General features: G+C 54.8%; 24 protein-coding genes. 10 read left to right on the top strand and 14 right to left on the bottom strand.

Annotated elements, in window-relative coordinates; all coding sequences use genetic code 11:
• Window positions 1-80 precede the first annotated feature (80 nt).
• The 3 genes from ASD8599_RS14835 to ASD8599_RS14845 all read right to left on the bottom strand — a co-directional run bounded on the left by ASD8599_RS14835 (window position 81) and on the right by ASD8599_RS14845 (window position 2730).
• Window positions 81-1640, bottom strand: coding sequence for a trimethylamine methyltransferase family protein (locus ASD8599_RS14835; protein ID WP_108829248.1), 1560 nt, complete (start codon window positions 1638-1640; stop codon window positions 81-83).
• Between the two features lie 98 nt (window positions 1641-1738).
• Window positions 1739-2443, bottom strand: coding sequence for an HAD family hydrolase (locus ASD8599_RS14840; protein ID WP_108829249.1), 705 nt, complete (start codon window positions 2441-2443; stop codon window positions 1739-1741).
• Between the two features lie 2 nt (window positions 2444-2445).
• The gene (locus ASD8599_RS14845; protein ID WP_108829250.1) at window positions 2446-2730 is read right to left on the bottom strand and encodes a DUF3572 domain-containing protein; all 285 of its coding nucleotides are present in this window, start codon (window positions 2728-2730) and stop codon (window positions 2446-2448) included.
• Between the two features lie 96 nt (window positions 2731-2826).
• Here ASD8599_RS14845 and ASD8599_RS14850 point away from each other — a divergent pair, with 96 nt between their 5' ends.
• On the top strand, window positions 2827-4233 hold the full coding sequence (locus tag ASD8599_RS14850) for a diguanylate cyclase (RefSeq protein ID WP_108829251.1): 1407 nt from the start codon (window positions 2827-2829) through the stop codon (window positions 4231-4233).
• An 11-nt stretch (window positions 4234-4244) separates the two neighbouring features.
• On the opposite strand, the gene ASD8599_RS14855 is transcribed toward ASD8599_RS14850, so the two are convergent.
• The 4 genes from ASD8599_RS14855 to ASD8599_RS14870 form a co-directional block, all read right to left on the bottom strand.
• Entirely contained in the window at window positions 4245-4745 is a 501-nt protein-coding gene (locus ASD8599_RS14855) for a periplasmic heavy metal sensor (protein WP_108829252.1), read from the bottom strand.
• Between the two features lie 3 nt (window positions 4746-4748).
• The gene (locus ASD8599_RS14860) at window positions 4749-5111 is read right to left on the bottom strand and encodes a hypothetical protein (RefSeq protein WP_108829253.1); all 363 of its coding nucleotides are present in this window, start codon (window positions 5109-5111) and stop codon (window positions 4749-4751) included.
• Window positions 5098-5688 (bottom strand): RNA polymerase sigma factor, encoded by a 591-nt coding sequence (locus ASD8599_RS14865; RefSeq protein ID WP_108829254.1) that lies wholly within the window; start codon window positions 5686-5688, stop codon window positions 5098-5100. The genes ASD8599_RS14860 and ASD8599_RS14865 overlap by 14 nt, the downstream gene beginning before the upstream one ends.
• A 61-nt stretch (window positions 5689-5749) precedes the next feature.
• Window positions 5750-6193, bottom strand: a complete 444-nt coding sequence (locus ASD8599_RS14870) for an EF-hand domain-containing protein (protein ID WP_181364503.1) — start codon at window positions 6191-6193, stop codon at window positions 5750-5752.
• Between the two features lie 195 nt (window positions 6194-6388).
• Between ASD8599_RS14870 and ASD8599_RS14875 the strand changes: the two genes are divergently transcribed.
• Window positions 6389-6802, top strand: a complete 414-nt coding sequence (locus ASD8599_RS14875) for a DUF983 domain-containing protein (RefSeq protein ID WP_108829256.1) — start codon at window positions 6389-6391, stop codon at window positions 6800-6802.
• Window positions 6803-6850: 48 nt separating this feature from the next.
• Window positions 6851-7546, top strand: a complete 696-nt coding sequence (locus tag ASD8599_RS14880) for an NUDIX hydrolase (RefSeq protein WP_108829257.1) — start codon at window positions 6851-6853, stop codon at window positions 7544-7546.
• A gap of 9 nt (window positions 7547-7555) precedes the next feature.
• Here ASD8599_RS14880 and ASD8599_RS14885 read toward each other — a convergent pair whose 3' ends face one another.
• The gene (locus tag ASD8599_RS14885; protein WP_108830215.1) at window positions 7556-8458 is read right to left on the bottom strand and encodes a DMT family transporter; all 903 of its coding nucleotides are present in this window, start codon (window positions 8456-8458) and stop codon (window positions 7556-7558) included.
• 20 nt (window positions 8459-8478) lie between these two features.
• A complete protein-coding gene (locus ASD8599_RS14890; protein WP_245926059.1) occupies window positions 8479-9288 on the bottom strand; it encodes a fatty acid desaturase in 810 nt (269 codons plus the stop codon).
• 224 nt (window positions 9289-9512) lie between these two features.
• Between ASD8599_RS14890 and ASD8599_RS14895 the strand changes: the two genes are divergently transcribed.
• Entirely contained in the window at window positions 9513-10373 is an 861-nt protein-coding gene (locus ASD8599_RS14895) for a helix-turn-helix domain-containing protein (protein WP_108829259.1), read from the top strand.
• Here ASD8599_RS14895 and ASD8599_RS14900 read toward each other — a convergent pair.
• The 4 genes from ASD8599_RS14900 to bcoG are packed head-to-tail and all read right to left on the bottom strand — an operon-like array spanning window position 10370 to window position 13981.
• On the bottom strand, window positions 10370-11119 hold the full coding sequence (locus ASD8599_RS14900; protein ID WP_108829260.1) for an SDR family oxidoreductase: 750 nt from the start codon (window positions 11117-11119) through the stop codon (window positions 10370-10372). The two genes, ASD8599_RS14895 and ASD8599_RS14900, sit on opposite strands and share 4 nt — an antisense overlap.
• Window positions 11116-12591 carry a carnitine 3-dehydrogenase gene (locus tag ASD8599_RS14905; protein WP_108829261.1) on the bottom strand — a complete coding sequence of 492 codons (1476 nt, stop codon included), beginning with the start codon at window positions 12589-12591 and terminating at the stop codon, window positions 11116-11118. Before ASD8599_RS14905 ends, ASD8599_RS14900 begins: the two co-directional genes overlap by 4 nt.
• The gene (locus tag ASD8599_RS14910; RefSeq protein WP_108829262.1) at window positions 12588-13073 is read right to left on the bottom strand and encodes a lipocalin family protein; all 486 of its coding nucleotides are present in this window, start codon (window positions 13071-13073) and stop codon (window positions 12588-12590) included. Before ASD8599_RS14910 ends, ASD8599_RS14905 begins: the two co-directional genes overlap by 4 nt.
• Complete coding sequence (gene bcoG / locus ASD8599_RS14915; protein ID WP_108829263.1) at window positions 13070-13981, bottom strand: 3-dehydrocarnitine:acetyl-CoA trimethylamine transferase BcoG; 912 nt, start codon at window positions 13979-13981, stop codon at window positions 13070-13072. The genes ASD8599_RS14910 and bcoG overlap by 4 nt, the downstream gene beginning before the upstream one ends.
• Here bcoG and ASD8599_RS14920 point away from each other — a divergent pair.
• Window positions 13950-15023, top strand: a complete 1074-nt coding sequence (locus tag ASD8599_RS14920) for a GlxA family transcriptional regulator (RefSeq protein WP_245926060.1) — start codon at window positions 13950-13952, stop codon at window positions 15021-15023. The genes bcoG and ASD8599_RS14920 overlap by 32 nt on opposite strands.
• A gap of 12 nt (window positions 15024-15035) precedes the next feature.
• On the opposite strand, the gene ASD8599_RS14925 is transcribed toward ASD8599_RS14920, so the two are convergent.
• A complete protein-coding gene (locus tag ASD8599_RS14925; RefSeq protein WP_108829264.1) occupies window positions 15036-16079 on the bottom strand; it encodes an aldo/keto reductase in 1044 nt (347 codons plus the stop codon).
• 193 nt (window positions 16080-16272) lie between these two features.
• Here ASD8599_RS14925 and ASD8599_RS14930 point away from each other — a divergent pair, with 193 nt between their 5' ends.
• From ASD8599_RS14930 to ASD8599_RS14950, 5 genes are all read left to right on the top strand, one after another.
• Complete coding sequence (locus ASD8599_RS14930; protein WP_181364504.1) at window positions 16273-16812, top strand: ImuA family protein; 540 nt, start codon at window positions 16273-16275, stop codon at window positions 16810-16812.
• A 102-nt stretch (window positions 16813-16914) separates the two neighbouring features.
• Entirely contained in the window at window positions 16915-17517 is a 603-nt protein-coding gene (locus tag ASD8599_RS14935) for a YceI family protein (protein ID WP_108829266.1), read from the top strand.
• A gap of 99 nt (window positions 17518-17616) precedes the next feature.
• On the top strand, window positions 17617-18846 hold the full coding sequence (locus ASD8599_RS14940; protein WP_108829267.1) for an MFS transporter: 1230 nt from the start codon (window positions 17617-17619) through the stop codon (window positions 18844-18846).
• Window positions 18847-18900: 54 nt separating this feature from the next.
• Window positions 18901-20655 carry a methionine--tRNA ligase gene (gene metG, locus ASD8599_RS14945; protein ID WP_281261566.1) on the top strand — a complete coding sequence of 585 codons (1755 nt, stop codon included), beginning with the start codon at window positions 18901-18903 and terminating at the stop codon, window positions 20653-20655.
• A gap of 72 nt (window positions 20656-20727) precedes the next feature.
• Window positions 20728-23745, top strand: coding sequence for a hypothetical protein (locus ASD8599_RS14950; protein ID WP_108829269.1), 3018 nt, complete (start codon window positions 20728-20730; stop codon window positions 23743-23745).
• Window positions 23746-23756 lie beyond the last annotated feature (11 nt).

The following is a 23756-nucleotide window of genomic DNA, read 5'->3' on the forward strand; positions in this document are numbered from 1 at the left end:
ATACCCTATCCCAAGGTCACCATGCATCAAAACCTGTTAACATTCCCCAAACAGGCGTTTTATGGCGCTATGAAACACCATCAAAAGTCGGTGGGCGCCCCGCCTTCTTCTTTACGTTTTGCAACAAATGCTTCCAATTCTTCCCGAATTGAGACGTCCATTGGCGGTGCCTCAAAATTCGCAATGATCTCTTTGAACATCAGATGCGCCCGCTCGGGTGTCCAAATTCCACCAGCCACTTCCCATCCTTCGTAGTTTTTCCAGTCACTTAGGAAAGGTTGGTAGAAGGCTGTCGTATATCGATCCTGTGTGTGTTGAATCCCGAAGAAATGCCCGTCATTGCCAACCGACTTGATCGCTTCAAGCGCGATTTCATCAACGCCCGTCGCCGTGATCGCGGGGTCCATATACCTTTGAATTTGCTGTAGTATTTCACAATCCATAATGAATTTCTCGGGGCTTGCAATCAGCCCGCCTTCCAGCCAGCCCGCCGCGTGATACACCATATTGGTTCCCGACTGCACTGCCGCCCAGAGGCTGTTTGATGTCTCCCACATCGCCTGTCCATCAGGCACATTCGCAGCACACACCCCAGATGAGCGCAGAGGCAACCCGTAAAACCGCGCCATCTGCCCCGTCATTTGAGTTGCGCGCATATATTCCGGTGTCCCAAACGCAGGCGCACCGGATTTCATATCAACATTTGATGTAAAAGTGCCAATCGCGCATGCCACACCCGGATTGATGTATTGCGCCAGCACAATTGCGCATAGCCCTTCAGCTAGCGACTGGGCCACGGCCCCCGCCATCGTCACAGGCGCCATTGCCCCCGCCAATGTAAAGGGTGTCACAACCAGCCCCTGCCCCCGACGCGCCATGCGCATCCAGCCGTCCATCATCGGATAGTCATGCTTCAAAGGCGAGGTCGAGTTGATGTTGGTGTACATTTTCGGGCTGGCGTCGAAGTCTTCGTGACTGTGACCGCCCGCGATGCGCACCATCTCCATCACATCTTCAACCCGTTCTTTGCCGAGCGAATAGGCATGCATGGCTTTGTCAGTCAGCGTCAATTTGTCGAACAAAACGTCCAGATGGCGTACCGACGCATGAATATCTACAGGTTCTACCGGATAGCCCCCGGCGAAGTGGATGCAATTGAAGTATTGGGTCAATTTCAACAAATTCTGGCACATCTCGCGCGTGCCGGCGACTTTTGTGCCAATCGACATATCCCAGTAGTTGGGCGGTGATGATACGTTTCCGAAATTCAGGTTGTTGCCACCGATGGTAATGGCACGGTCCGGGTTGCGCGGCGTGATTGTGAACTCGCTTGGTGCTTTCGCGACCATTTCCATGACGAATTCGCGGCCCATACGAACGTTTTCACCATCAATCGTACATCCTGCTTCGCGCAAAATCTCAAGAGCTTCCGGATTTAGAAACTCGATCCCGATTTCTTCCAGAATACGCATCGCTCCGTCGTGAATGGCTTCGACACCCTCAGGGCTGAGAGGTTCGACTGGCGGGTCAATCATTTTCGGCGGGTTCCACGGCATTTGCTCAATGACAGCTGATCCCCGACGCTCGGCTGCGCCAGCACGACCTCCACCGCGGGTTCTGCGTTTGTTGCGTTCGGACATGTCTGGACCCCTTGCTTGTGTTGCAGGTATCCAAACGGCACATCACCGCACCGGCCTTTCCATTTGCGACATAAACTGTCGCATTTATTGCGAAGCCCTCAGACTTGCCCGTCCAGCCAACCCGGAATGTGACCGATATCTGGAAAGATCACATCGGCAAACGGCGCCAGAACTTCGCGGTCCGCCATCCCTGTCAGCACTCCGATCGTACGCATGCCAGCCGAACGACCTGCCCGTAAATCATGCGTGCTGTCGCCGACCATAACCACATGTGCAGGGTCACACCCCGTGGCCGCACAAAAGGCCAAAAGCTGACCAGGCGCGGGTTTTCCACCGTGGCCGCTATCGAAACCCGCAATAAAATCAAGATGATCGACAACACCGGCAGCCATAAGGTGTTTTCGCGCAGGCGCTTCTGCGTCATTTGTGGCAACTCCGGTTTTCAAGCCACGGCTGCGCAAATCCTTCAAGAAAGGGACCAAAGGCACAGCTTCGATTTGGGGGGCTGCGCCTGCTTCGTCATTGATCAGCTCAAATACTGCATCGCGCGACAGTTCGGGGCACAGTGGTGCAATCACATCAGCGATTTCCCCCGCTGTACCTGCAATTGCAATGCTATCGTTTTGAAAGCTGCGGCTGTCCAAATCAAAGCCGATTTTGGTCCCGATCTGTGCCGCACGCACGCGGTCACCGGATGTCAGTCTCAGCAACATTGCTTGCGCCCAAGCTTCCCATGTGGCGGCGAATTCAAACAATGTGCCATCTTTGTCGAAAATAAGCGCCGTGATCGGAGTGTTCTTCATGGTCATGTCCAATGTGTATCTGCGCCGCCGGGCAAAGCGTAGCGGGCCTGCATTATGCGATCGTAGGGCACACCCGCAGAATCACAAAACTGTACGACCCAAGCATCGTCCATCATCAAGAAATCCAGCAAGGCGGCCAGAAACGCAGGGTCAGAAGCGCCGGCGCGTACATCCGCTTCGCTGGCACCTGTTGCGCCAAGGAAAACAGGCAGTAATTCTTCTTGCCCGGCCAGCCAGGCCAACGCCTGCAAAGCCAATGTCTCGGCGGATTCTTGCGAATGTAACACTTTAGTTTCCTGTCCTGCTGGAAATCGAAACGCTTTATTAACCTAAAACGACAAACCTGAGTGCAGACAAAAACGCAACTGCTTTGGTAGGAAGATATGCACGGGAAGATCCTGGTCATAGATCCGATTTCAACGAACCGGATCGTTCTGAAGGTGAAACTGTCCACCGCACACTATAGTGTTGTGCAGGCCGGATCCATTTCGGATGCGTTGACAGCGATCAAAAGAACTGTACCCGATGTCATTCTTACAGCGCAGGAATTGCCTGATGGTGACGCCACATCCCTGATTGAGCGCGTGAGAAAATCGCGTCAGATGCGCGACGTCCCCATGATTGCGTTCCAGAACGAAGGCAGTAACGCTGCCCGTCTGGATTTGCTTGCTGCAGGTTTTGACGATGTCATAGCCAAACCTTTTGATGATGTTTTGCTTTTGGCCCGTGTGCGCAGTTTGGTCCGTGTTTGCAATTCTGCAGCCGAATGGAAACTGCGTGACGACACATCCCGCGCCCTTGGTCTGGCCGAAGCTCCAACAGCTTTCGAACATGCCGCGCGCGCCACAATCATGTCCAGCAACACCACAATCGCAAAGGTCTGGACACACCAATTGTCGTCTTTGGTAGGCATCACCTTGGACATGGCCAAACCCCAAAACGGACTGGGACCAACCTGCGATACTGCCAACGGCAAAGAACCCGATGTCTTCATTCTGGACATGGGTCGTGAAAATGCACCTGAAATGTTGCGGATGCTGGCTGAGATCAGGTCCCATTCGCGCACGCGCCACAGCGGTGTTCTGGTCGTCCAATCAAACAAGGACGCCGATTTAGCCTCTCAAGCTTTGGATCTGGGCGCCAGTGACATCATGACGGAAGGTTTCGCCGCCCAAGAAATGGCGTTGCGTATCCAGACCCTGGTCAAACGCAAGCACATCGCCGACAGGCTGCGTGCGACCGTACGTACCGGTCTGGAAGCGGCCGTCTGTGATCCGCTAACCGGACTGCACAACCGACGCTATGCCATGCCCCATCTGGCCCGGATTGCAGAAAACGCCCAAAGGTCAGGCAAACCTTTTGCCGTGATGGTTGCGGATATGGATTACTTCAAACACATCAATGACGTTTACGGCCACGCAACGGGTGACGTTGTTCTGGTGGAAACTGCGCAACGGCTGCGAGAAAATCTGCGGGCCGTTGATTTGGTGGCACGGATTGGCGGAGAAGAATTTCTGGTGGTGATGCCTGGGGTTGGTTTGCGTAATGCACGCCTTGCGGCAACCCGTTTGTGCGAATTGATAGGGTGTGCACCGTTCCAACAGCCCGATGGCTCGGGTCCTTTGACAGCGACCATCAGCATTGGCTTGGCCATCGGAGACGCGTCAACTTTCGAAAGGTACGGCGCGGGCAACGTGGCGGCAGGGCTTTTGGATCAAGCCGACAAGGCCCTGTATCACGCAAAAGAACTGGGGCGAAACCAAGTCAGGTTAAGCCGTCCTGCCGCATAAACACGACGGCGCTATTGTTTTGGTTTTTTGTGTTTGTGGCGGCGTTCCAATTCCTGTTGAACTTCCACAGCATAAGCTTGGCGTGCCGCATCATCCATTTCGCTTACATGTTCGATCCAAGCCTTCTGTGCTGCAGTCATGGCTGCAACAGACGTGGTGCCTTGCTGTTTCAAAATCGCTTCCGCCGCGACTTCATCAAAGTTGTCGGCTTCCAACACGGAGACCATCTGAAAATACAGCGCCCGACGCTGTTTTCTATCAGGCATTTGGGGCACCCCGTCACGCCGCATGCGCTTGAAAATGGCGCGGCGATCTTCGCCCGGCAAAGCTTTGACATAGGGCATCGCGTAGTTGGTAAGGCCGGCACCTCGCATAGGTCCGCCACCGCGTGCGCCCGCCCCTACAATGACGCCGATGACCAGCAGGTTGAAGGCTAAAGACAGACCCAACACAACTTTGAACAGGCGCGGAATCCGCGTGATGTGACCAGTTTCATTCATATCATTTTCCATGGGTTAGCTCTCTTCCAGATCCCACCCAAAGCTTCCCAGCTCTGGTTCTTGTTGTGTGAACACCGCGGCCGTGCCTGTGTCCGACCCTAAAAGGCTTATCAACCCATCAGGTAAATTTGTGGGCGGGCTGATACCAATCCACAGCCCTGCACATGTCGCTGCCACCAAACCACCCATGCCTTGCCATCCACCCAGAACAGCCAAAACCTGTTGCATCATCGTGGGCGTCTCACGCAGGGTCGGCAATGGCTGTTCTTTCAATGCGTCCTCAAGAACGCGGCCCATTAGCGCATCCGGTGCAGGCGGGTTTTTGGCACCTGCCAACAAAGCGTCCAAGTCCATCATTTCAGACTTATTCTGTGTCATCTGTGTACCCCAATTCTGCGCGCGCCCCTGCCAATGAAGTGGCCAATGCCCGCTTGCCCCGCGCTGTTAAGCTTTCAACAGCTTCTGTGCTGATGTCCAAGATCTGCGCGATCTCCGGATTTGCCAAACCCTCGATATGACGCAAGACCACAGCCTGACGTTGCCGGTCTGGCAACGCGTTCAGTGCCATTTGTAACGCATCCATGCGGGCACGGTCCTGCATTTTAGCTTCGACACCTGGCGTCGGGTCTTGTGGTTCTGCCACGTCGTCCAATGCGGCACCACGTGTTCGGCGCAAGCGGTCTATGCACAGGTTTGCTGTTACCCTGTACAACCACGTCGACACTTTTGCTTCGCCTTCACGCCACTGCGGTGCCGTCTTCCAAAGACGCAACATGGCCTCTTGGGCCACATCTTCGGCTTCCGCCCCGTCGCCCAAGACCCGAAATGCCTGCGCATAAACGCGTGGTGTCAGACGCGCCGTCAACAACCGTGCCGCCGCAGCGTCGCCGCGTGCATAGCGGGCAAGCAATGCAGCATCATCTGTGGCCGGTTCTGCGTCCAATGGCATATTCATAGTCATCCAAGCGTTAACTCGGGGCCACACCTGTGACAAGCGCGGCCCCGAAACTTCTGGTTTAGTTCTTTTTATGACGCTTTTTCATATGAGCGCGTGCCGTATCGTATTCGTCCCGCGACACGCTGCCGTCTTCATCCTTATCCATGCGCGACAGCATCTTGCCCGCACGGCCGCGTTTTTGCACCTCTTCGAGTGACAGTTGCCCGTCTTCGTTGGCATCCAGATGCGACATCATACGGGCACTGCGTTTCTGAGCCCGTTTTGTGCCTGCCGCTTCCAGTTCAGCCTTCGACAAAAAGCCGTCTTTATCGGTGTCCATCCCTTCGAAACGTGCAACACCATGGGCGCGCATTTCGGCTTCGGTGATTTGGCCGTTGCCATCTACATCCAGTGTTTCGAAGCTTGGCGGACTTTTGCCTGCACCCTTCGTATTTGCAAAAGCAGGGCTGACCAACGCAAGTCCGGCGCATGCTGCCAGAACGAATTTGATTGTCTGTGTCATAGGATCGTCTCCATTATTGCCTTTCCGTCCCCTTTTGGGCCGGTCACATCTTAGAACGAGGCGCCAAATACTTTCCGTCGCATCTTTTTTAATTTTCTCTCGGCGCTTTGCGACATTGGGACGCAAGGGCATCCTGTCACCTTTCAAAACGTCTCAAATGGGCGCATCTAACAGTTCTATAAAAGGATTAGTTGTATGAGCGATTCAAACTTTGCGGACCATGACGCACTACAAGACGGTGAAAATACACGATCCACTTGGGCTGCAATCCGCAAAGGGTGGCGCCGTAAATGTCCCAAATGCGGACGCGGCGCACTTTTGAAAAGCTATCTGAAGGTGGAAGACCGCTGCGCAGTGTGTCGTCAGGAATTGCACCACCACAAAGCGGATGATGGTCCTGCATATTTGACGATTTTGGTGGTTGGCCACCTTATGGCGCCGCTGCTGCATATCGCCTTTGTAACATGGCGTCCCGAACCATTGGTTTTGTTTACCATTTTTGCGGTTGGCTGTGTGGCACTATCGCTCTACCTTCTGCCCAGACTGAAGGGCGCCATTGTCGGGTATCAATGGGCGCGTCAGATGGGGGGCTTCGGAACCTCGTCCTGACGCAAGGCCCCTTCGTAAGATGGGGCCGGATTTGGACAAGGACCGCACATGAGCATCGACAAGACACAGATTAGACACGCAGCCACTGTGATCGTGTTGCGCGACCGCCTGACCGACCCACATATTTTGATGGGTCAACGTGGTGCCAAAGCTGTGTTCATGCCAAACAAATTTGTGTTCCCGGGCGGCGCAGTTGACGCAGGTGACGCCGACGTTTCGCTAGGGACACCTATGGGGTCCCCTTGCGCGGACAGGCTGCTGGACGAAAGCCCCGAAGACATGACGCATGCACTGGGCGTCGCTGCAATCCGCGAGTTGTTCGAAGAAACCGGTCAGGTGTTGGGCCAGCCCGGCACTTGGGATGGCGAAGTGCCGGCCGATTGGGTGGATTTCGCGGCCACCGGCCATGTGCCACATGCAGCCCCTTTGCAGTTTGTGTTTCGTGCGATCACGCCACCGGGTCGCCCCCGTCGCTTTGATGCCCGTTTTTTCCTAATCGACGCTGACGATCTGGTAAGTGACCCTGATGATTTCAGTGCGGCTTCAGACGAGCTATCACATCTTCAGTGGGTTTCGTTGGCTCAGGCACGTAGTTTTGACATGCCTTTCATCACAGAAGTTGTCCTAAGCGAGATACAAGCACGTGTCGGTGATACATCACCACCCGCAAGCGTGCCTTTTTTCAACAATAACGACGAAGAAAGCCTGTTCGCACGGCTACATGGCAAGCCGCAAGACAGGTAGCCTGCCAGTTTAGATAACACTGACCAACAAGACCACCGAAGCACCTAAGATACATACGCCTGTTATCTCTCTTGGTGTGATTTTTTCTTTGAAAAACAGAGCAGTGACCATAAGGCTCAGGATCAATTCGACCTGTCCCAATGCTTTGACGTATGCCGCGTTTTGCAAAGTAAACGCCAAAAACCAGCAGAACGATCCGGCCATCGAGAACATCCCGATCCATCCAGCCACGCGTCGGGCCTTCCAAACAGCTGTGATTTGCCCGACTTCACGCAAACGCAACCAAACGGCCATCGCGGCCAGCTGCATGGCCGTCACCGCGGATAGGGTAATAGCCGCCCGCGCCAAAGGGTCATCCAAAGGCAATTCCAATGATGCGCCGCGGTAAGTCACACCCGAGACGGCAAATAGCGCCCCGGACAGCAGGCCCAAACCTGCGGCCTTGTTGGCCATGTCCCGTAGTCGAAACGCTTGATCCTTTGGCGCAGAGGACAGCAAAAGCAACCCGACGACGCCCAACAAGATCGCGCCGAATCCCAACCATGTGACTTTTTCGCCCAAGACCAAAACGCTCATGACGACGATTAGAACAACTTCGCTTTTCTTGAAGGTGATCCCGACAGCGAAATTACGTTGCTTGAACAGCATCACAACACACACTGTCGCCAGGATCTGTGCCAGACCACCGACGGCGCCATACATCCAGAACGCTGTCGATAAGTCCGGGAAACTCTGACCTCGTACCGTCATATACAACGCCATCAACACAGCCACTAAGGGTGCGGAATAAAAAAAGCGCGCAAATGTCGCCCCTGACGCACTGAGAGTGGACGTCGCCATCTGCTTTTGCAGCATAAAGCGTACAGTTTGAAAGGTGGCCGCAGCCAAGGTGACATAAATCCAAAGGTCCATGCCGCCCTGATGCGCCAATCTTAGCGCATTGGCCAGAGCGGATGTGCCACAGGATCTTTGCGCGTCCAAAAGTAGCGCCTGAAAACCTGCATATACGACCCGTAGACGTAACCGCCATTACACGTCACATAACGGGACTTATTGCCCCAATACAGACCGCGCAAATGGTACCACGGCACAGACGGATGCATGTGATGCACGGCGTGTAAGTTGTTGTTCAAGAATAGAAACGCAAGAATCCCTTTGTCTTCGATAATAACGCTGCGCCCGGAAGCGCGTAGGTGTGCTTGATGTTCCAAAAACGTCCTGATCTTCAAAACGGACAACGCGCAGTACGCCCCCAGGACATAAATCCAAAGTGGCATCTGAGATGTCAGCACAATGCCCAAAACCAACACGACCCCCGGCACATGCCAGATCCAAGCGGTCAGAACCGGTCTGTCAGCCTGCATAATTGCCTTCATGTCCCCACACATAAACGCCCATTGTGACACCATTGGGCCGATCAAAATGCGCCCCAGCAAAGTGTTGTTGAACCGCAAAGCCAACTGCGCACCATTGCTTAACTGGTTCCAAACAGCGGGATCCAGATAGTTGCTTTCTGGATCATCATAGGGGTCCGTCAATCGCGCATCCATATGGTGGGCCAAATGGGTGTCCCGAAACCGCAAATACGGAATAAAAAGCCCTGGCTGCACGATAACGCATGCCTCGTTCAGCTTTTTGGATGTAAACGGGTGCCCATGCAGAACCTCGTGGGACAATGAAGAATGCAAAACCAACGCCGGAACCAGACCCAGAAATCCAATGGCAGGATGTAGCAGGGGCAAGATAAAAACGGCGCCCCCCCACAAAGAAAAACATCCCAAGAACAAAAAGATAGTCGGCCATTCGCTGTGGCTGTGCTTTCGTGCAGATGTGGGTTGGGCAACGTGGGAAGTACAATCAGCAGTTTGCATAGAGCGCCTTTTTTGACGACCCTACGCCCCCCATACAAAGCTGAACATTACGTATCTTATTACCAAAATCTACAATATGTGATTTAATATTACATATGGTGATAAATATGAACAAAATTGAACGCTCCGATCTCTTCCGCACACGTTTGGCCGCTGCAATTGCTTTGGCTGGCAGCAATCAAAGTGCCTTGGCCCGGGCCACCGGGGCAGATCGGTCCACCATCTCACAAGCCCTATCAGACACAGGGGCAAGGTTGCCGAACGCGCATTTGGTGGGAGCGTGTGCTGCGCATTTAGGCGTATCGACCGACTGGTTGCTGGGCCTATCGGATCGGCCAGAAAGTGCCGCCTTTTTGGCATCCTCTGCTATGACTTTCACAAAAGCACCGCGTGCGCTGATCGACGAACAAATTTTCGCATGGCACCAAGAGGCTGTCGGCTACAAAATCCGCCATGTCCCAGCCGCCTTGCCCGACATGCTGAAAACCCATGCAATGTTGGAATGGGAATACAGCCCGCATTTAGGGCGCACCACGACGCAAGCCATCAATGCTTCGCAGGACCGGCTTGACTGGATGCGCGGATCACTTTCGGACTACGAAATCACCCTACCCATGTTCGAACTGCAAAGCTTCGCCGCTGGCACCGGCTATTACCGCGGCCTGCCAGCGGCTGTTCGCATTGAACAAATGGACCACCTGTTAAGCCTGACAGAACAGCTGTACCCGCGCCTGCGCTTGTATTTGTTTGATGCCCGCAAATTGTATTCCGCCCCCATCACCGTCTTTGGTCCACTTCTGGCAGTGGTCTATGCTGGTGGGCACTATATGGCGTTCCGTGACCGCGAACGCATTGAAACTTTAACAACACATTTCGATGATCTGGTCCGCGAGGCATCCTTTACAGCCCGCGACATTCCAGAACACCTACACATGTTACGCACCCAAATACGCTAGATTTTCGGGTCCGGGTTTTCCGTATGACCATCCACAGAAATCACCTGTCCTGACACCATACGGGCTGCGTCCGACGCCAAAAATACTGCCATATCCGCAATATCGGCAGCTTTGACAAAAGACCGCATGGATGTGCCTTTTGCATAGCCATCATAGACCTGATCACGGGTCATGGATTTTGCTGCAGCTTCACGTTCCAGCACGCCTTCCATGCGTGGGCCTTCCACCGCCCCCGGACAAATCGCATTGGCACGCACCCCGAATGGTCCCGCTTCCATTGCAAATGTCTTCATCAATCCGATAATCGCCCATTTGGCGGAAGCGTAGGGTGCGCGGTTTGGGTACCCGTAAATTCCAGCTGTGGAGGACGTCAAAATGACAGAGCCCGCGCCGGCCGCTTTCATACGCGGGGCCGCATATTTCAATGCCAGAAATGCGCCTTCCAAATTCACACTGACGCAGCGTTGCCAATCCGCCAGTTTGATGTCTTCGATAGCAGCTGTTGGCCCGGCGATGCCCGCATTTGCGCAGACCGCGCTAAGATCGCCGTCAATCTTTGCGAAAACAACTGCCATCTGCGCCTCACTGGATGCGTCTGCGACATGTTTGGCCCAGCTTGCAGGGGCTTGATCCAACGCGTCGGAATCAACATCAGTGACAATAACGTCATAGCCTGCCGCATCAAAAGCGTGCCCCATTGCAAGCCCGATGCCGGACCCGCCTGCTGTGACCAACACCCTTTTCATGGACGTTGGCCAACGGCGCGGCCCGCGCCTTGGGGGCTGGGCAATGCTGCATGCGCCACCGCCACACGTTCAAGCGCCGACACGATTTCGGCGCTGGGATCACATGGTTTCCGGCTTTCCAGACTGACATGCAAAAGAAAATGTTCGCCAGTGGCCAGCAGTCTGTCTGCCTCGTACATCTCGTGCCACAGATGCATCTTTTTACCTTGCCCCATAAGAACTTGCGTACGCACTTCGATCACTGCGCCTGCATGGGCTTCATCCACATGGCGGATATGGGTTTCAGCTGTGAAATAGCTGCCGCCTGTCGCAATGTAGGCGGCATCACATCCTATCATTTCCATAAATCGGTCAGTCGCATCGCCAAAGGCCTGCAAATACTTGGCTTCGTTCATGTGGCCGTTGTAATCCGTCCAATCCAAAGGAACCGTGCGGTGCACCGTCACCAAGGGTTGTGACACGTCTGCGATATCAGCCACACGTGCATCCAGCCCGCTTTGCGCCCGCAAGTGCTGTTCGTGGGCGTTCATCAATGCGCCCGCGCCAAAGTCTTGCGCTTTGAGGGCGCGCATCATGGCCACCAAATTGTTGTCGCGGATGCGCAACATGTCGGCGATGCTCATGTGGCCTGACTGCGCGTCGGATTGTCCCGCGATCAAGTCTACCAATTCGTCGGTGAATTCTGGCACATCCATCAGCTTGGTCCATGGCCACTTAAGCGCAGGACCGAATTGGGCCATGAAGTGCCGCATACCCGCTTCACCACCTGCGGTACGATAGGTATCAAACAGCCCCATCTGCGCCCAGCGAATGCCAAAGCCATAACGGATTGCGTTGTCGATTTCTTCCGTGGTCGCAACGCCGTCCTTGACCAGCCAAAGGGCTTCCCGCCAAACGGCCTCTAGGAAACGATCGGCGATATGTGCGTCAATTTCCTTGCGAACCTGCAAAGGATACATGCCCAACGACGTCAGTGTTTCTTTGGCTTTTGTCACATGCGCCGCATTTGTGGCTGGTGATGGCACAACTTCGATCAAGGGCATCAGGTACACAGGATTGAAGGGGTGGCAGACCATAATCTGACCGGGGTTCGCAGCGCCGTCTTGCAGTTCCGAGGGTTTGAACCCTGATGTAGACGATCCGATCACGGCACTGGCAAGGCAGGCTGCTTGTATTTCCGCCAGTGTTTTGTGTTTGATATCAAGGCGCTCCGGAACGCTTTCTTGTATCCACTCCGCCCCGGTCACCGCGTCTTCAATGGTCGTATGAAACGACATCACCCCTTCAGCGGGCATTGCCACATCCACAAGGCCCGGCATCGCGCGACGGGCATTGGTCAAGGCCTCATCCATTTTGCGTTGGGCTTCGGGGTCCGGATCAAAGACGCGCACGTCCCAACCGTTCAGCAAAAAACGCGCGGCCCATCCGCCGCCGATCACGCCACCACCAACGATTGCTGCTGTTTTTGTCATGTCTTCACCTCAATCAATTTGCTGGTGTCCCAGCCGTAAAATTCCAGAATTTCTGTGGCTGCCTTCAAGCGATCATTCGAAATGGCGGCACCACGGTTGATGATCGCACCAAATGTCCCGTCGCTGGTGCCAATCGCAGCTGTGCGAAAATCGGCATCCACCCACATCACAACCAGTTTCGCGGCGTTTGGATCGTTTGGTGCCAGAACGCCTGGGCGCGGGATCGTATAGGTTTTGCCACCATGCGTGATACGTTGACGCAACGGATCATAGGCGAAGTCCAGCGTGCCCTTCGGGGCCGCAAGGGCGTCGTTTGCAAACGCCGCCTCAATGCTCCACCGTCCGCTGAATGCGGCCGGATCAAAGCGTGTTGTGGCACTTATCGGCGTGCCGGGATCACGGAAGCTATCAGCAGGCATGACATCACAGGCTGCGATCAGCGCCAAAACGAATGCAGCGCTGATTGCACGTAGCAACGTCATTTTGGCGCTCTTTTGACCAAACCCAGTTTATCACGCACGTCCTGAGCCGTGATCACACGTGCACCCATGTTTTCGATGATCGTGCCTGCACGCTCCACCAGTTGGTAGTTCTCCGCCAGGACCCCTTTGTCCAGCCAAAGGTTGTCTTCCAAGCCGACACGCACATTACCCCCTGCCAAGACCGCCGCGGCAACATAAGCCATTTGATTGCGGCCCAGCGCAAAGGCCGAGAAGGTCCAATCGTCTGGCACATTGTTCACCATCGCCATGAAAGTGTTCAAATCATCAGGTGCGCCCCATGGCACGCCCATGCACAGCTGGACCAAAGCGGGGCTGTCTAACACACCATCGGCAACCAGTTGTTTTGCATACCATAAATGGCCGGTGTCAAAGGCTTCGATCTCGGGCTTCACACCCATCTGCGTCATCATCGTGCCCATGGCCGTCAGCATTCCAGGGGTGTTCGTCATGACGTAATCGGCTTCGGCAAAGTTCATTGTGCCGCAATCCAACGTGCAAATCTCGGGCAGGCACTCCGCCACATGGGCGACGCGTTCCGCGGCACCAATCATATCGGTGCCTGCCTCATTCAAAGGGAACGGCGCGTCAGGCGTGCCAAACACCATGTCCCCGCCCATACCTGCGGTCAGGTTCAAAACCACATCGACGTCGGCGTCGCGGATGCGGTCTGTGACTTCGCGGTAGTATTGCAAATCACGGCTGGGTGCGCCGGTTTCAGGGTCACGGACATGGCAATGCACAACAGCCGCGCCCGCCTTTCCCGCTGCAATCGCGCTGTCCGCGATCTGCTTGGGCGATCTGGGAACATGAGGGCTGCGATCCTGAGTGCCGCCGGACCCGGTCACGGCGCATGTGATGAAAACCTCTTTGTTCATGGTCAGTGGCATCGTGCATCCCTTTCTTGCATTTCCGCCAAGTTTGGTGTGGGTTTCGATCAACAACTTGTCAAAAAGCGAAATTTTTTTGCCTTTAAGCGCGAAAATCACACAAGCGACGGTCCTTGTTTTGGATCAGTGCAACACGCTGAGCTTTGCAGCCGCGGTTGACCCAATGCGTGCAGCCAACCGTCAAGCCGGACGCACCCTTTTTGAATGGACCTTTGCAACACCGACAGATGCCGCGATTACCTTGACATCGGGTCTGAGTGTCCAAGCGGCCCCTGTGGCCCGTGTGCAAAGATGCGACGTGCTTATTGTCGTCGCAGGCTTTGAGGTCGAGGCACAAGCCACCCCAGCACTCTGCGCCAGTCTGGCCCGCCTAGGAACGACAGCACGCAGTGTGATCGGTATTGACGGGGGCCCTTGGGTTATGGCGAAAAGCGGCCTTTTGGATGGTCTCTCTGCCACAACGCATTGGGAAGATTTGGAAGAATTTTCCCGGCATTTTCCCGACGTTCACACTGTGAATGCACGGTATCAGATCGCTGAAGCCCGAATGACAAGTGCGGGGGCTGCGCCAACCATCGATATGATGCTGGCTTTCATCGAAACAGAACATGGGGCTGCTTTGGCGGGCAAGGTCGCAGCCAGTTTTGTTCTTGATCACCAACCTGATCCACGCCGTCCGCAGTGGCGCAGGCCTTTGGGCAGGTTCGGGTCGCGGGTCACCACGCGTGCGCATGAAATGATGGAAAACAACCTGGATCAGCCTTTGTCTTTGACCCAGATTGCAAAATCATCGGGCGTCAGCACAAGGGTTCTGCAATCGCATTTTCGCACCCATCTGCGCACAACCGCGCAAGCGCATTATTTAGCCTTGCGACTGACGGAAGCCCAGCGCTTGGTGACCCAATCCCATATGTCGTTGCATGAAATTGGGTTGGCCACGGGGTTCGCATCACAGTCTTCTTTTGCCCGGGCTTATCGCCGTGCGCATGGTGCAAGTGCACGGGCGCAACGCAAAGCCGGCCTGCCGCGTGACCAGATTTGAGCCATCAAACCCCTAAAACGGCATCGGGCAAAGCTGGTTTGCCACGTCCAGCTCCTTTAGCACCTCATCGCTAAGCGTCACATCCGCAGCCCCCAAAGCGATCTTCAATTGCCCTTTTGCACGCGCCCCAAAAATCACACTGCCCATGAAAGGTCGCGTCAAACACCAAGCCAAAGCCATTTGTGTGGGGTCCAGCCCATGTTTCTTTGCTATTTTCAGATACAAATCCACAGCTTCAAAAGCGCGTTGCGTTTTGCGCCCTCCGAGATCCCCGTTCAAGGACATCCGTGATTTTTCAGGGATGGCATCGTTTTGGTATTTGCCGGTCAAAAGACCCGTCGCCAAGGGCGAGAAGGCAAGCAAACCAACATCTTCGTTCACACAAAGCTCTGCCATATCGGTGTCAAACATCCGGCACATCAAAGAATACTCGTTTTGGACACTCAAAACTCTGGGGCCGCCCATCCGATCTGCCGCGGCCAACCATTGCGCCGTACCCCACGCACTTTCATTGCTAAGACCAAAGCCACGAACTGTGCCGCGTTTCACTTCTTTTTGCAAAGCGTCCAAAGTTTCTTCGATGTGCGCGATTGTGTCTTGGCGGTTTTGGCCGGATGGATCATATGTCCAGTTTTTACGGAACATATAGCTGCCACGATTGGGCCAATGAAATTGGTACAAATCGATGTATTCTGTTTTCAAACGACGCAGCGACCCTTCCACGGCTTCGGGAATCGTTTTGGCGGAAATAGGTGCACCATCGCGCACGATCCCCAACCCTTGCCCTGAATGCTTGGTTGCCAACACCACATCGGACCGTCGGGACGTCTTTTCGAACCACAACCCGATGATACGTTCCGTTCGCCCAACTGTGCGTTCCGCGACCGGGTTTACAGGATACATTTCAGCCGTATCAATGAAATTAACGCCATGTTCCAAAGCCAAATCAATCTGATCATGCGCTTCCTCGGCCGTGTTTTGCGTGCCCCACGTCATAGAGCCCAAGCACAGTTCGGAAACTTCGATATCAGAGCGTCCCAGCTGTTTCATTTTCATGGCAGTGTCCTTTTGTCGGTTTTCCAAACCCTAGCGTTCAACAGCTTTAGCGCAAGCAAGTTCCCAAAGAATAAACTTGAGAACAAAGCATGAATATCTATATAATCGCGTCATGGTATCTGCGTCTTCTTTACATTCAAACGCTGCGACGCCCGCGCCTTGCGGGCTGCAACTATTGGCGGCGGCCACGGATATGTCGTTGCCCTATGGTCGCCTGCACGAAGCCTGCGGCACAGCACGGCAAAGATTCGGTTTGTGGCTTGCAGCCCGAACCAAGGGTCCTGTCCTTTGGATTACACCTGAATGGAACACAGATCGCCTGCATGCCTGCGGTGTTGCGGACATCGTGAACCCCGCGCGTCTGATCTTTGTGACGCCCCGCCGCCCCGAGGACATCTTATGGAGCATGGAAGAAGCCATGCGGTCCGGTGCTGTTGATTTGGCGATTGCCGATGTGCCGGGGCTGCCCGGTCTTACACAAGTGCGGCGCATCCATCTTGCTGCCGAAACAGGCGGGCAAAACAGAACACACGCCCCGCTTGGGTTGCTTCTGACCCCCGGAGAGGGGGGCGCACAGGGTGTTGAAACGCGCTGGGCGTTGACAGCGCAACATGCAGCCCCTTTGCAGTCCTGGCGCTTGGACCGTTTGCGTGCCCGTCGTGCCCCCCAGAAAAGCTGGACAATCACCCAAGGTCCGAAACAGGCCACCCCCACCAGTATCCAAGCCGCATAACGCGCCATTCGGTGCGTTGACGCCAAAACAACAGTTTGTGAAGACTGTCCCGATACGCGTTGTCCCATGCTAGGTTCTGTATGAAACCCAAAGGGATGACACATGCAACGTCGCACATTTTTGAAAACCGCTATAGCAGGTCTTTTTCCTGCGCCGTTTATCGCAACCCGGGCTTGGGCGGCCCCAAAGCCATATGTGATCGGCCCCAAGGGCGCAAAGATCACCTACAGCTTTTTACTGTCCGGTACCGAACACCGTGGCACTGTTCCCGTCAACGCCAGTCAAATCAGCATCGATCCTGACAATCTAGCGGCGTCGCGCGTTGAAGTTTCTGCGAATGTGCGTCGTGCAAAAACCGGGCTTATCTTTGCAACAGAGGCGCTTAAAAGCGCATCAATGCTGCATGCAAAGGCCCATCCCAATGCCCGATTTGTCACAACTTCTGTGCGGTTGGGGCCACAAGGCAGCATATCAAAAGGCGCAGTCATAACCGGCGACTTGACCCTGCGTGGCGTGACACACAGCATCCGCTTTGACACATCCGTCTTTCGCCCCGAAGGGAGTGCCGCGCATGATCTAAGCGCGTTGACCATTCGCATGCGCGGATCGCTAAGCCGCAAAACGTTCGGCATCAACGGCTACCAAGACCTTGTTGCGGACACCGTACGCATGGACATTGACGCGGAAATCCGCGCGGCATCCTGAAAAAAACCACCCCCGTTTTTGCAGTTGTTGCAAAAACGACGCCACAACGTCGAATTCCCAATAGGCGAATGACGCCGCAAGGCCCATGGTAGGGATATCATGCGTTTGATCATTTCCTTTGCTGCCCTATTTTTTTCCGCGGTTCTGCTGCAACTGAGTTCCGGTGGTGTTGGCCCGCTGGACGCGTTGTCAGGCAGCGTATTGGGGTATTCGACCCAAGAAATCGGCATGTTGGGGTCGGCGCATTTTCTGGGATTTTTCATCGGGTGCTGGTGGGCACCCCGATTGATGGGCAGCGTGGGGCACAGCCGTGCGTTTGCGGCCTTTACCGCCACGGGTGCCATCGGGCTGTTGGCGCATATGCTGGTCGTGAACCCCTATGCCTGGGCTATCATGCGCATCGCATCAGGTCTTTGTGTGGCGGGGTGTTACACCGTCATCGAAGCATGGCTGCAGGCCAAAGTCACCAATGAAACACGGGGTCGTGCCATGGGCACATACCGTGTGATCGACATGAGTGGATCGTTGGTGGCGCAGTTGATGATCGGCGTCCTAAGTCCCGCCAGCTACGTGTCATACAATATCCTCGCCATTTTCTGCTGCGCCGCCCTTTTGCCACTGACGCTGACCAAAGTGCCCCAACCCGACACGCCATCGGCCCCGCGATTGCGCCCGAAACTGGCCTTTCAGCGTTCCCCCTTGGCGGCAGCCGGTGTTGTTGTGGCCGCCTTATCCAGCGCATCCTTTCGCATGGTGGGTCCGCTCTACGGTCAGGAAGTCGGCCTCAGCGCCGGGCAAATCGGCTATTTTCTCGCCGCTTTCGTTCTGGGGGGTGCTGTGGCCCAATATCCGGTGGGTTGGCTTGCAGACAAATATGATCGTCGCTGGGTGTTGATTTGGTTGTCGGTTGCCGCAATTGCCAGCTGCGCCGTGACCGCCTTCGCCACCGGGCTTGGAACGTCCGGAATTATGATGACGGCGTTTTTCTTTGGACTTACATCTTTCCCGATCTATTCTGTGGCCGCAGCCCATGCCCACGATTTCGCAAGCGATTCCGAACGGGTCGAATTGTCCGCGGCTTTGATGTTCTATTTTGCACTGGGAGCAATTGCAGCGCCCTATGCTGCTTCTGTGTTGATCAACAGTTTCGGACCACCTGCCTTGTTCATTATGATTGCCTCGGGTCACGCCATTTTGGTGCTTTACGGGCTGACACGGATGCGGGCCCGGCCAACGCCGGACACACGCACGCGCTATATCTACGCACCGCGCACCTCATTTCTGGTTGGGCGATTAACAAAACTGATCCGCAAGCCACACGATGACTAGGTGAAGGATAGCTTCTTGTGGCCCTAGGCACTGTACTCTGACCGCAATGCCCTGATAAAGCATCGCCAACGCGCACAAAAGGCAACGGCTATGACACGGCATCTCATCACCTCGGCAATCCCCTACATCAACGGGATCAAACATCTGGGCAACCTGATTGGCAGCCAACTGCCCGCAGACCTGTTCGCACGCTACCAACGTGCACGCGGGGCCGAAGTGCTGTTTTTATGCGCAACGGATGAACATGGCACGCCAGCGGAATTGGCAGCCGCGAAAGCAGGTAAACCCGTCGAGGACTATTGTGCAGAAATGCACGACGTGCAGGCTGCAATCGCCAAGGGTTTCCGCCTGTCCTTTGATCACTTCGGGCGGTCGTCGTCCCCACAGAACCACACATTGACCCAGCATTTTGCAGGTGCGCTGCAAGCCAATGGGCTGATCAAAGAAGTCAGCGAAAAGCAGGTCTATTCCAATGCAGACGGGCGGTTCTTGCCGGATCGCTACATCGAAGGCACATGCCCGAACTGTGGCTATGACAAGGCGCGGGGAGACCAATGTGAAAACTGCACCAAGCAGCTGGACCCTACCGACCTGATCGAACCGCGTTCTGCCATTTCAGGATCCACCGACCTTGAGGTACGCGAAACCAAACACCTGTTTTTGCGTCAATCCGCGTTGAAGGACGATCTGGATGCTTGGATCGACAGCAAAACCGACTGGCCTGTTCTGACGACGTCCATTGCCAAGAAATGGCTGCATGACGGTGACGGCCTGCGCGACCGTGGCATCACGCGCGATTTGCATTGGGGCATTCCGGTGAAAAACGGTGATCAGGATTGGCCCGGCATGGAAGACAAAGTCTTTTATGTCTGGTTCGACGCCCCCATCGAATACATCGCTTGTGCTGGTGAATGGGCCGACGCCCAAGGGTTGGCGCAAGCCGATTGGGAACGCTGGTGGCGCACCGACAAAGGCGCCGACGACGTGCGCTATACGCAGTTCATGGGCAAAGACAACGTTCCGTTCCACACGCTGAGCTTCCCGGCCACAATCCTAGGGTCGAAAGAGCCGTGGAAGATGGTCGACCACCTGAAATCATTTAATTTTCTCAACTATGACGGCGGGCAATTTTCCACCAGCCAAGGGCGCGGGATCTTCATGGATCAAGCGCTCGAACTGTTGCCTGCCGACTATTGGCGTTGGTATTTGCTCAGCAACGCGCCAGAAAGCTCTGACAGCGAATTCACGTGGGAAACGTTCCAACAGACCGCGAACAAAGACCTGGCCGACGTTTTGGGCAACTTCGTGTCCCGAGTCACGAAATTCTGCCGTTCCAAATTTGACGAAACTGTTCCTGCGGGCGGAGCCTACGGCGATGTTGAAGCCGCACTGATTGCGGATCTGCAAAAACGACTGGCGCAGTATCAGTCCCACATGGACGCCATAGAAGTGCGTAAAGCAGCCGCTGAATTGCGCGCAATGTGGGCTGCAGGCAACGAATACCTCCAAACGGTTGCCCCTTGGTCAACATTCAAAGAAGACCCCGACCAAGCCGCAGCACAAATCCGACTGGCTTTGAACCTGATCCGCTTTTACGCCGTTTTGTCGCAGCCTTTTATCCCCGATGCCGGTGCAGATCTGTTGGCGACGATGAACGCGACAGACGCGGCATGGCCCACAGATGTCGCTGAAGCGCTCAATGCTCTGGGTGTCGGCCATGCGTTTACCGTCCCGGACGTCAGTTTTGCCAAAATCAGCGACGAAGACCGCGAAACCTGGCAGGCGCGTTTCTCTGGGGTTCGAACGTAAAAACTGATCAAAAATTCTTGATCGAACTGACAAAATGTCGCAGGATACCCTCATAGATTGAGGAATTTTGCCATGAAGCGTTTTATAGCTGTCACAGCCACAGTATTTTTGTGTTCGGTCGTTTTTGCCTTTGCCCCGCTGCGCGCCCAAGCTGATTCGTCAGCTTCTGGTTTGCCCTTGCCATCTGCTTTGCCTTTGCTGGACTACGAAGCGCAGCTTTATCCGTTTATCGCAAATCGCGACTTCGCGGAGCTAAAGTGGGTGCGCGACAAATCATGGCGCGATACGGGTCCCTTTGTTCTTGATACAAATTACGGCGTCCATCCCGCTGTGCGCATGTACTATTCGCCAGAGATCATCGATTGGCTTGAGGGCGGACGCAAAGGCACGGTCAAAGACGGCGCGATCGTGATCAAAGAAATGGCAACGCCCCCGTCTGCAATCTACAACGAATACCGCGACATGCTGACGTACTTGCATCCCGACGATCCGGACACGGTTGAAGCGGAAATGTTGAAGTATATCCGCAAAGACGGCGGGTTGAACTGGACGGTGATGGTCAAAGACAGCGCTGTGTCCCACGGCGGCTGGTTTTTTGCCTCCGTCGACCAAGACGCCACCATCGACGACTTTAGCAAGTATCCCTACACCCCACCAACGGGGTCTGCGGGCGACGGCACGTGCATGCGGTGCCATGCCTCAGCCGCGGAAGAACTGATATTTTCCGCTTTGGACAACGTCGAAGGCTATCCCGGTCAGCCTTTCATCTTCCGCGTCGATGAAAGCTGGCGCAAACTGAAAAACTTCCCCGAAGGTCCATTCAACTTGCCCAAATGGCAACGCCCTGCGGGTGGCGCAGGCGAAACGGCCCTGATCGAGGACTATTTCCACAGTGAAAAGTCCGCCCAAAAAAGTGCCAAGACAGCGCCGGTTTCACCAACCGAACAAAATCCGACATTTTTGGCTATGTTCAAACCGACAGGCGGGGTGAACATCAACCCTGACAACGTGCAGCGCTTGCCCAGCCAATGGTTGGACCATGTGCCTGCAAGGCCCAACGACTCGCAACACTTCTTAACGTCGGACAATTGCGTCGGCTGTCACGGCGGCCTTGGCGGTGCGCCTTACGGCAACACTATGTTTATTCAAACCGGCCCCGACTATGGGACAGGTTACAACATTTCCGAATATGGCGAATGGCGTTGGTCCCCGATGGGTTTGGCCGGGCGTGACCCGATTTTCTACGCACAGCTTGAAAGCGAATTCGCGCTTCTGGAAAAGGCCGGTGTGGGCGACCTGTCCTCCAATCTTGGGACGACTTGCCTGTCATGCCACGCAGCAATGGGCCAACGACAGCTTAGCATCGACGCCCACGAAAACCCCGATAAGGGTTTGAATGCCAACGATTTCAAAGTGGCCTATACGTTGCTGCATGATCCACTGACAGCTTCCGAGGAACAAAAGCAGAAGGATGCAGGCGTCTTCGATTACCATCAATACGGTAACCTGGGCCGTGAAGGTATTTCATGTGCTGTCTGCCACCATATCGCGCCGCCCGAACAAGCCGCAGGGCAGCCCGATTACAACACCCTCGACACCTATCTCATGAATGGCACGACAGGCGTCTTCCGCTTAACGGACGCTGACGAATTGGGCGGACCGTTCAAGGATGTCGCTGTCAAACCAATGCAAAATGCGATGGGGATCACCCCTGTCTTTAACGAGTATGTTAAAGACAGCCAGATGTGTGGGGCATGCCATACAATCAATTTGCCCAATGTTGATGCTGACAAAACCAAACCATTGGAAGGGTATTCGGAAGCCGATCAAAAGGTATTCAACGATGCTGCAAAGAACGGTGCAGCCTTTTTGAAAGACGAATACGGCACCACGTTTGCAGAAGGACTGCTGGATTTCCAACACTCTGTCGAACAGGCGACATACATCGAATGGGTGAACTCTGTCTTTAATGAAGAGGGCACCGGGCAGTCCTGTCAGGATTGCCATATGAAAGGGAACTTCGAAACCGTTGACGGCGAGATCAAGATCGACAGCATCACCACCCAAATCGCCTCAATTCAGGACAGCAACCTGCCAGACGTCGACAATCTGTTGCCGACAAAGGACATCACGGTTCCTTTCCGCGAAGACTACAAACGCCACAACTTTGTCGGTTTAAACGCCTACATGGTTTCGATGCTAAGTCAGTTCAGCGAAGAATTGGGCATGGGCTATACTGACCCCATGACATCGGCCACGAACGGCGCACAGTTGTCGTTGGACACAATAGCGCTGCAAGCGCGCGATGAAACGGCCGACGTCGGGATCGAGGTCGAAATGGGCGATGGCGGTGTTGTGGCCCATGTCAACGTGACCAACAAAACAGGGCACCGTTTGCCGTCAGGTGTCGGCTTCCGTCGTGCTTTCCTTGAGGTAAAAGCAACCTCAAAGGATGGCAAAGTGATCTGGTGTTCGGGCTGCTCGAATGACGCAGGTGTGATATTGGGTGCGGATAAGAAGCCCTTGAAAACAGAGTTTCTGGATCACGTTCCTGCTGGTGCAAAAGAAGCATTGTTCCAGCCGCATTACACCGTGATCGACGATCAGGACCAAGTGCAAATCTACGAGGAACTGACCCAGAATGCAGAGCTCGAATTCACCACAAGCTTTGTGCACCGTGTCTACCACCCCAAAGACAATCGACTGCCACCAAAGGGCGCGTTGAAGCCGGGAACACCTGAATTCATTGCGAAATTTGGAGACAGCGAAGTCACAGCGGCCTTTATGAAAGCGACCCTTCCCGAAGGGAAAGCTAAAATGGATGCCGATTTCGGGGACGGTTCTGACCGCACGACCTACCAGATCAAGGTGCCAAAAGGCGTGAATGCAAAGGAGGTCACAGTGACGGCGACCCTCTATTCGCAAGCGATCCCGCCTTACTATCTAAAGCAACGCTTTGAGACCGCGCCAAACCAGCCCGCAACGCAGCGCCTTTACTATCTGGCGAGCCGATTGAAAACGGAAGGCACGATCATCGAAGGTTGGAAGCTGAAGGTGCAATCCGCCAGCGGATCAGCAAAATCGCAATAAATGGACAGGTG

The sequence above is a fragment of the Ascidiaceihabitans donghaensis genome, from assembly GCF_900302465.1.
Lineage (GTDB): Bacteria > Pseudomonadota > Alphaproteobacteria > Rhodobacterales > Rhodobacteraceae > Ascidiaceihabitans > Ascidiaceihabitans donghaensis.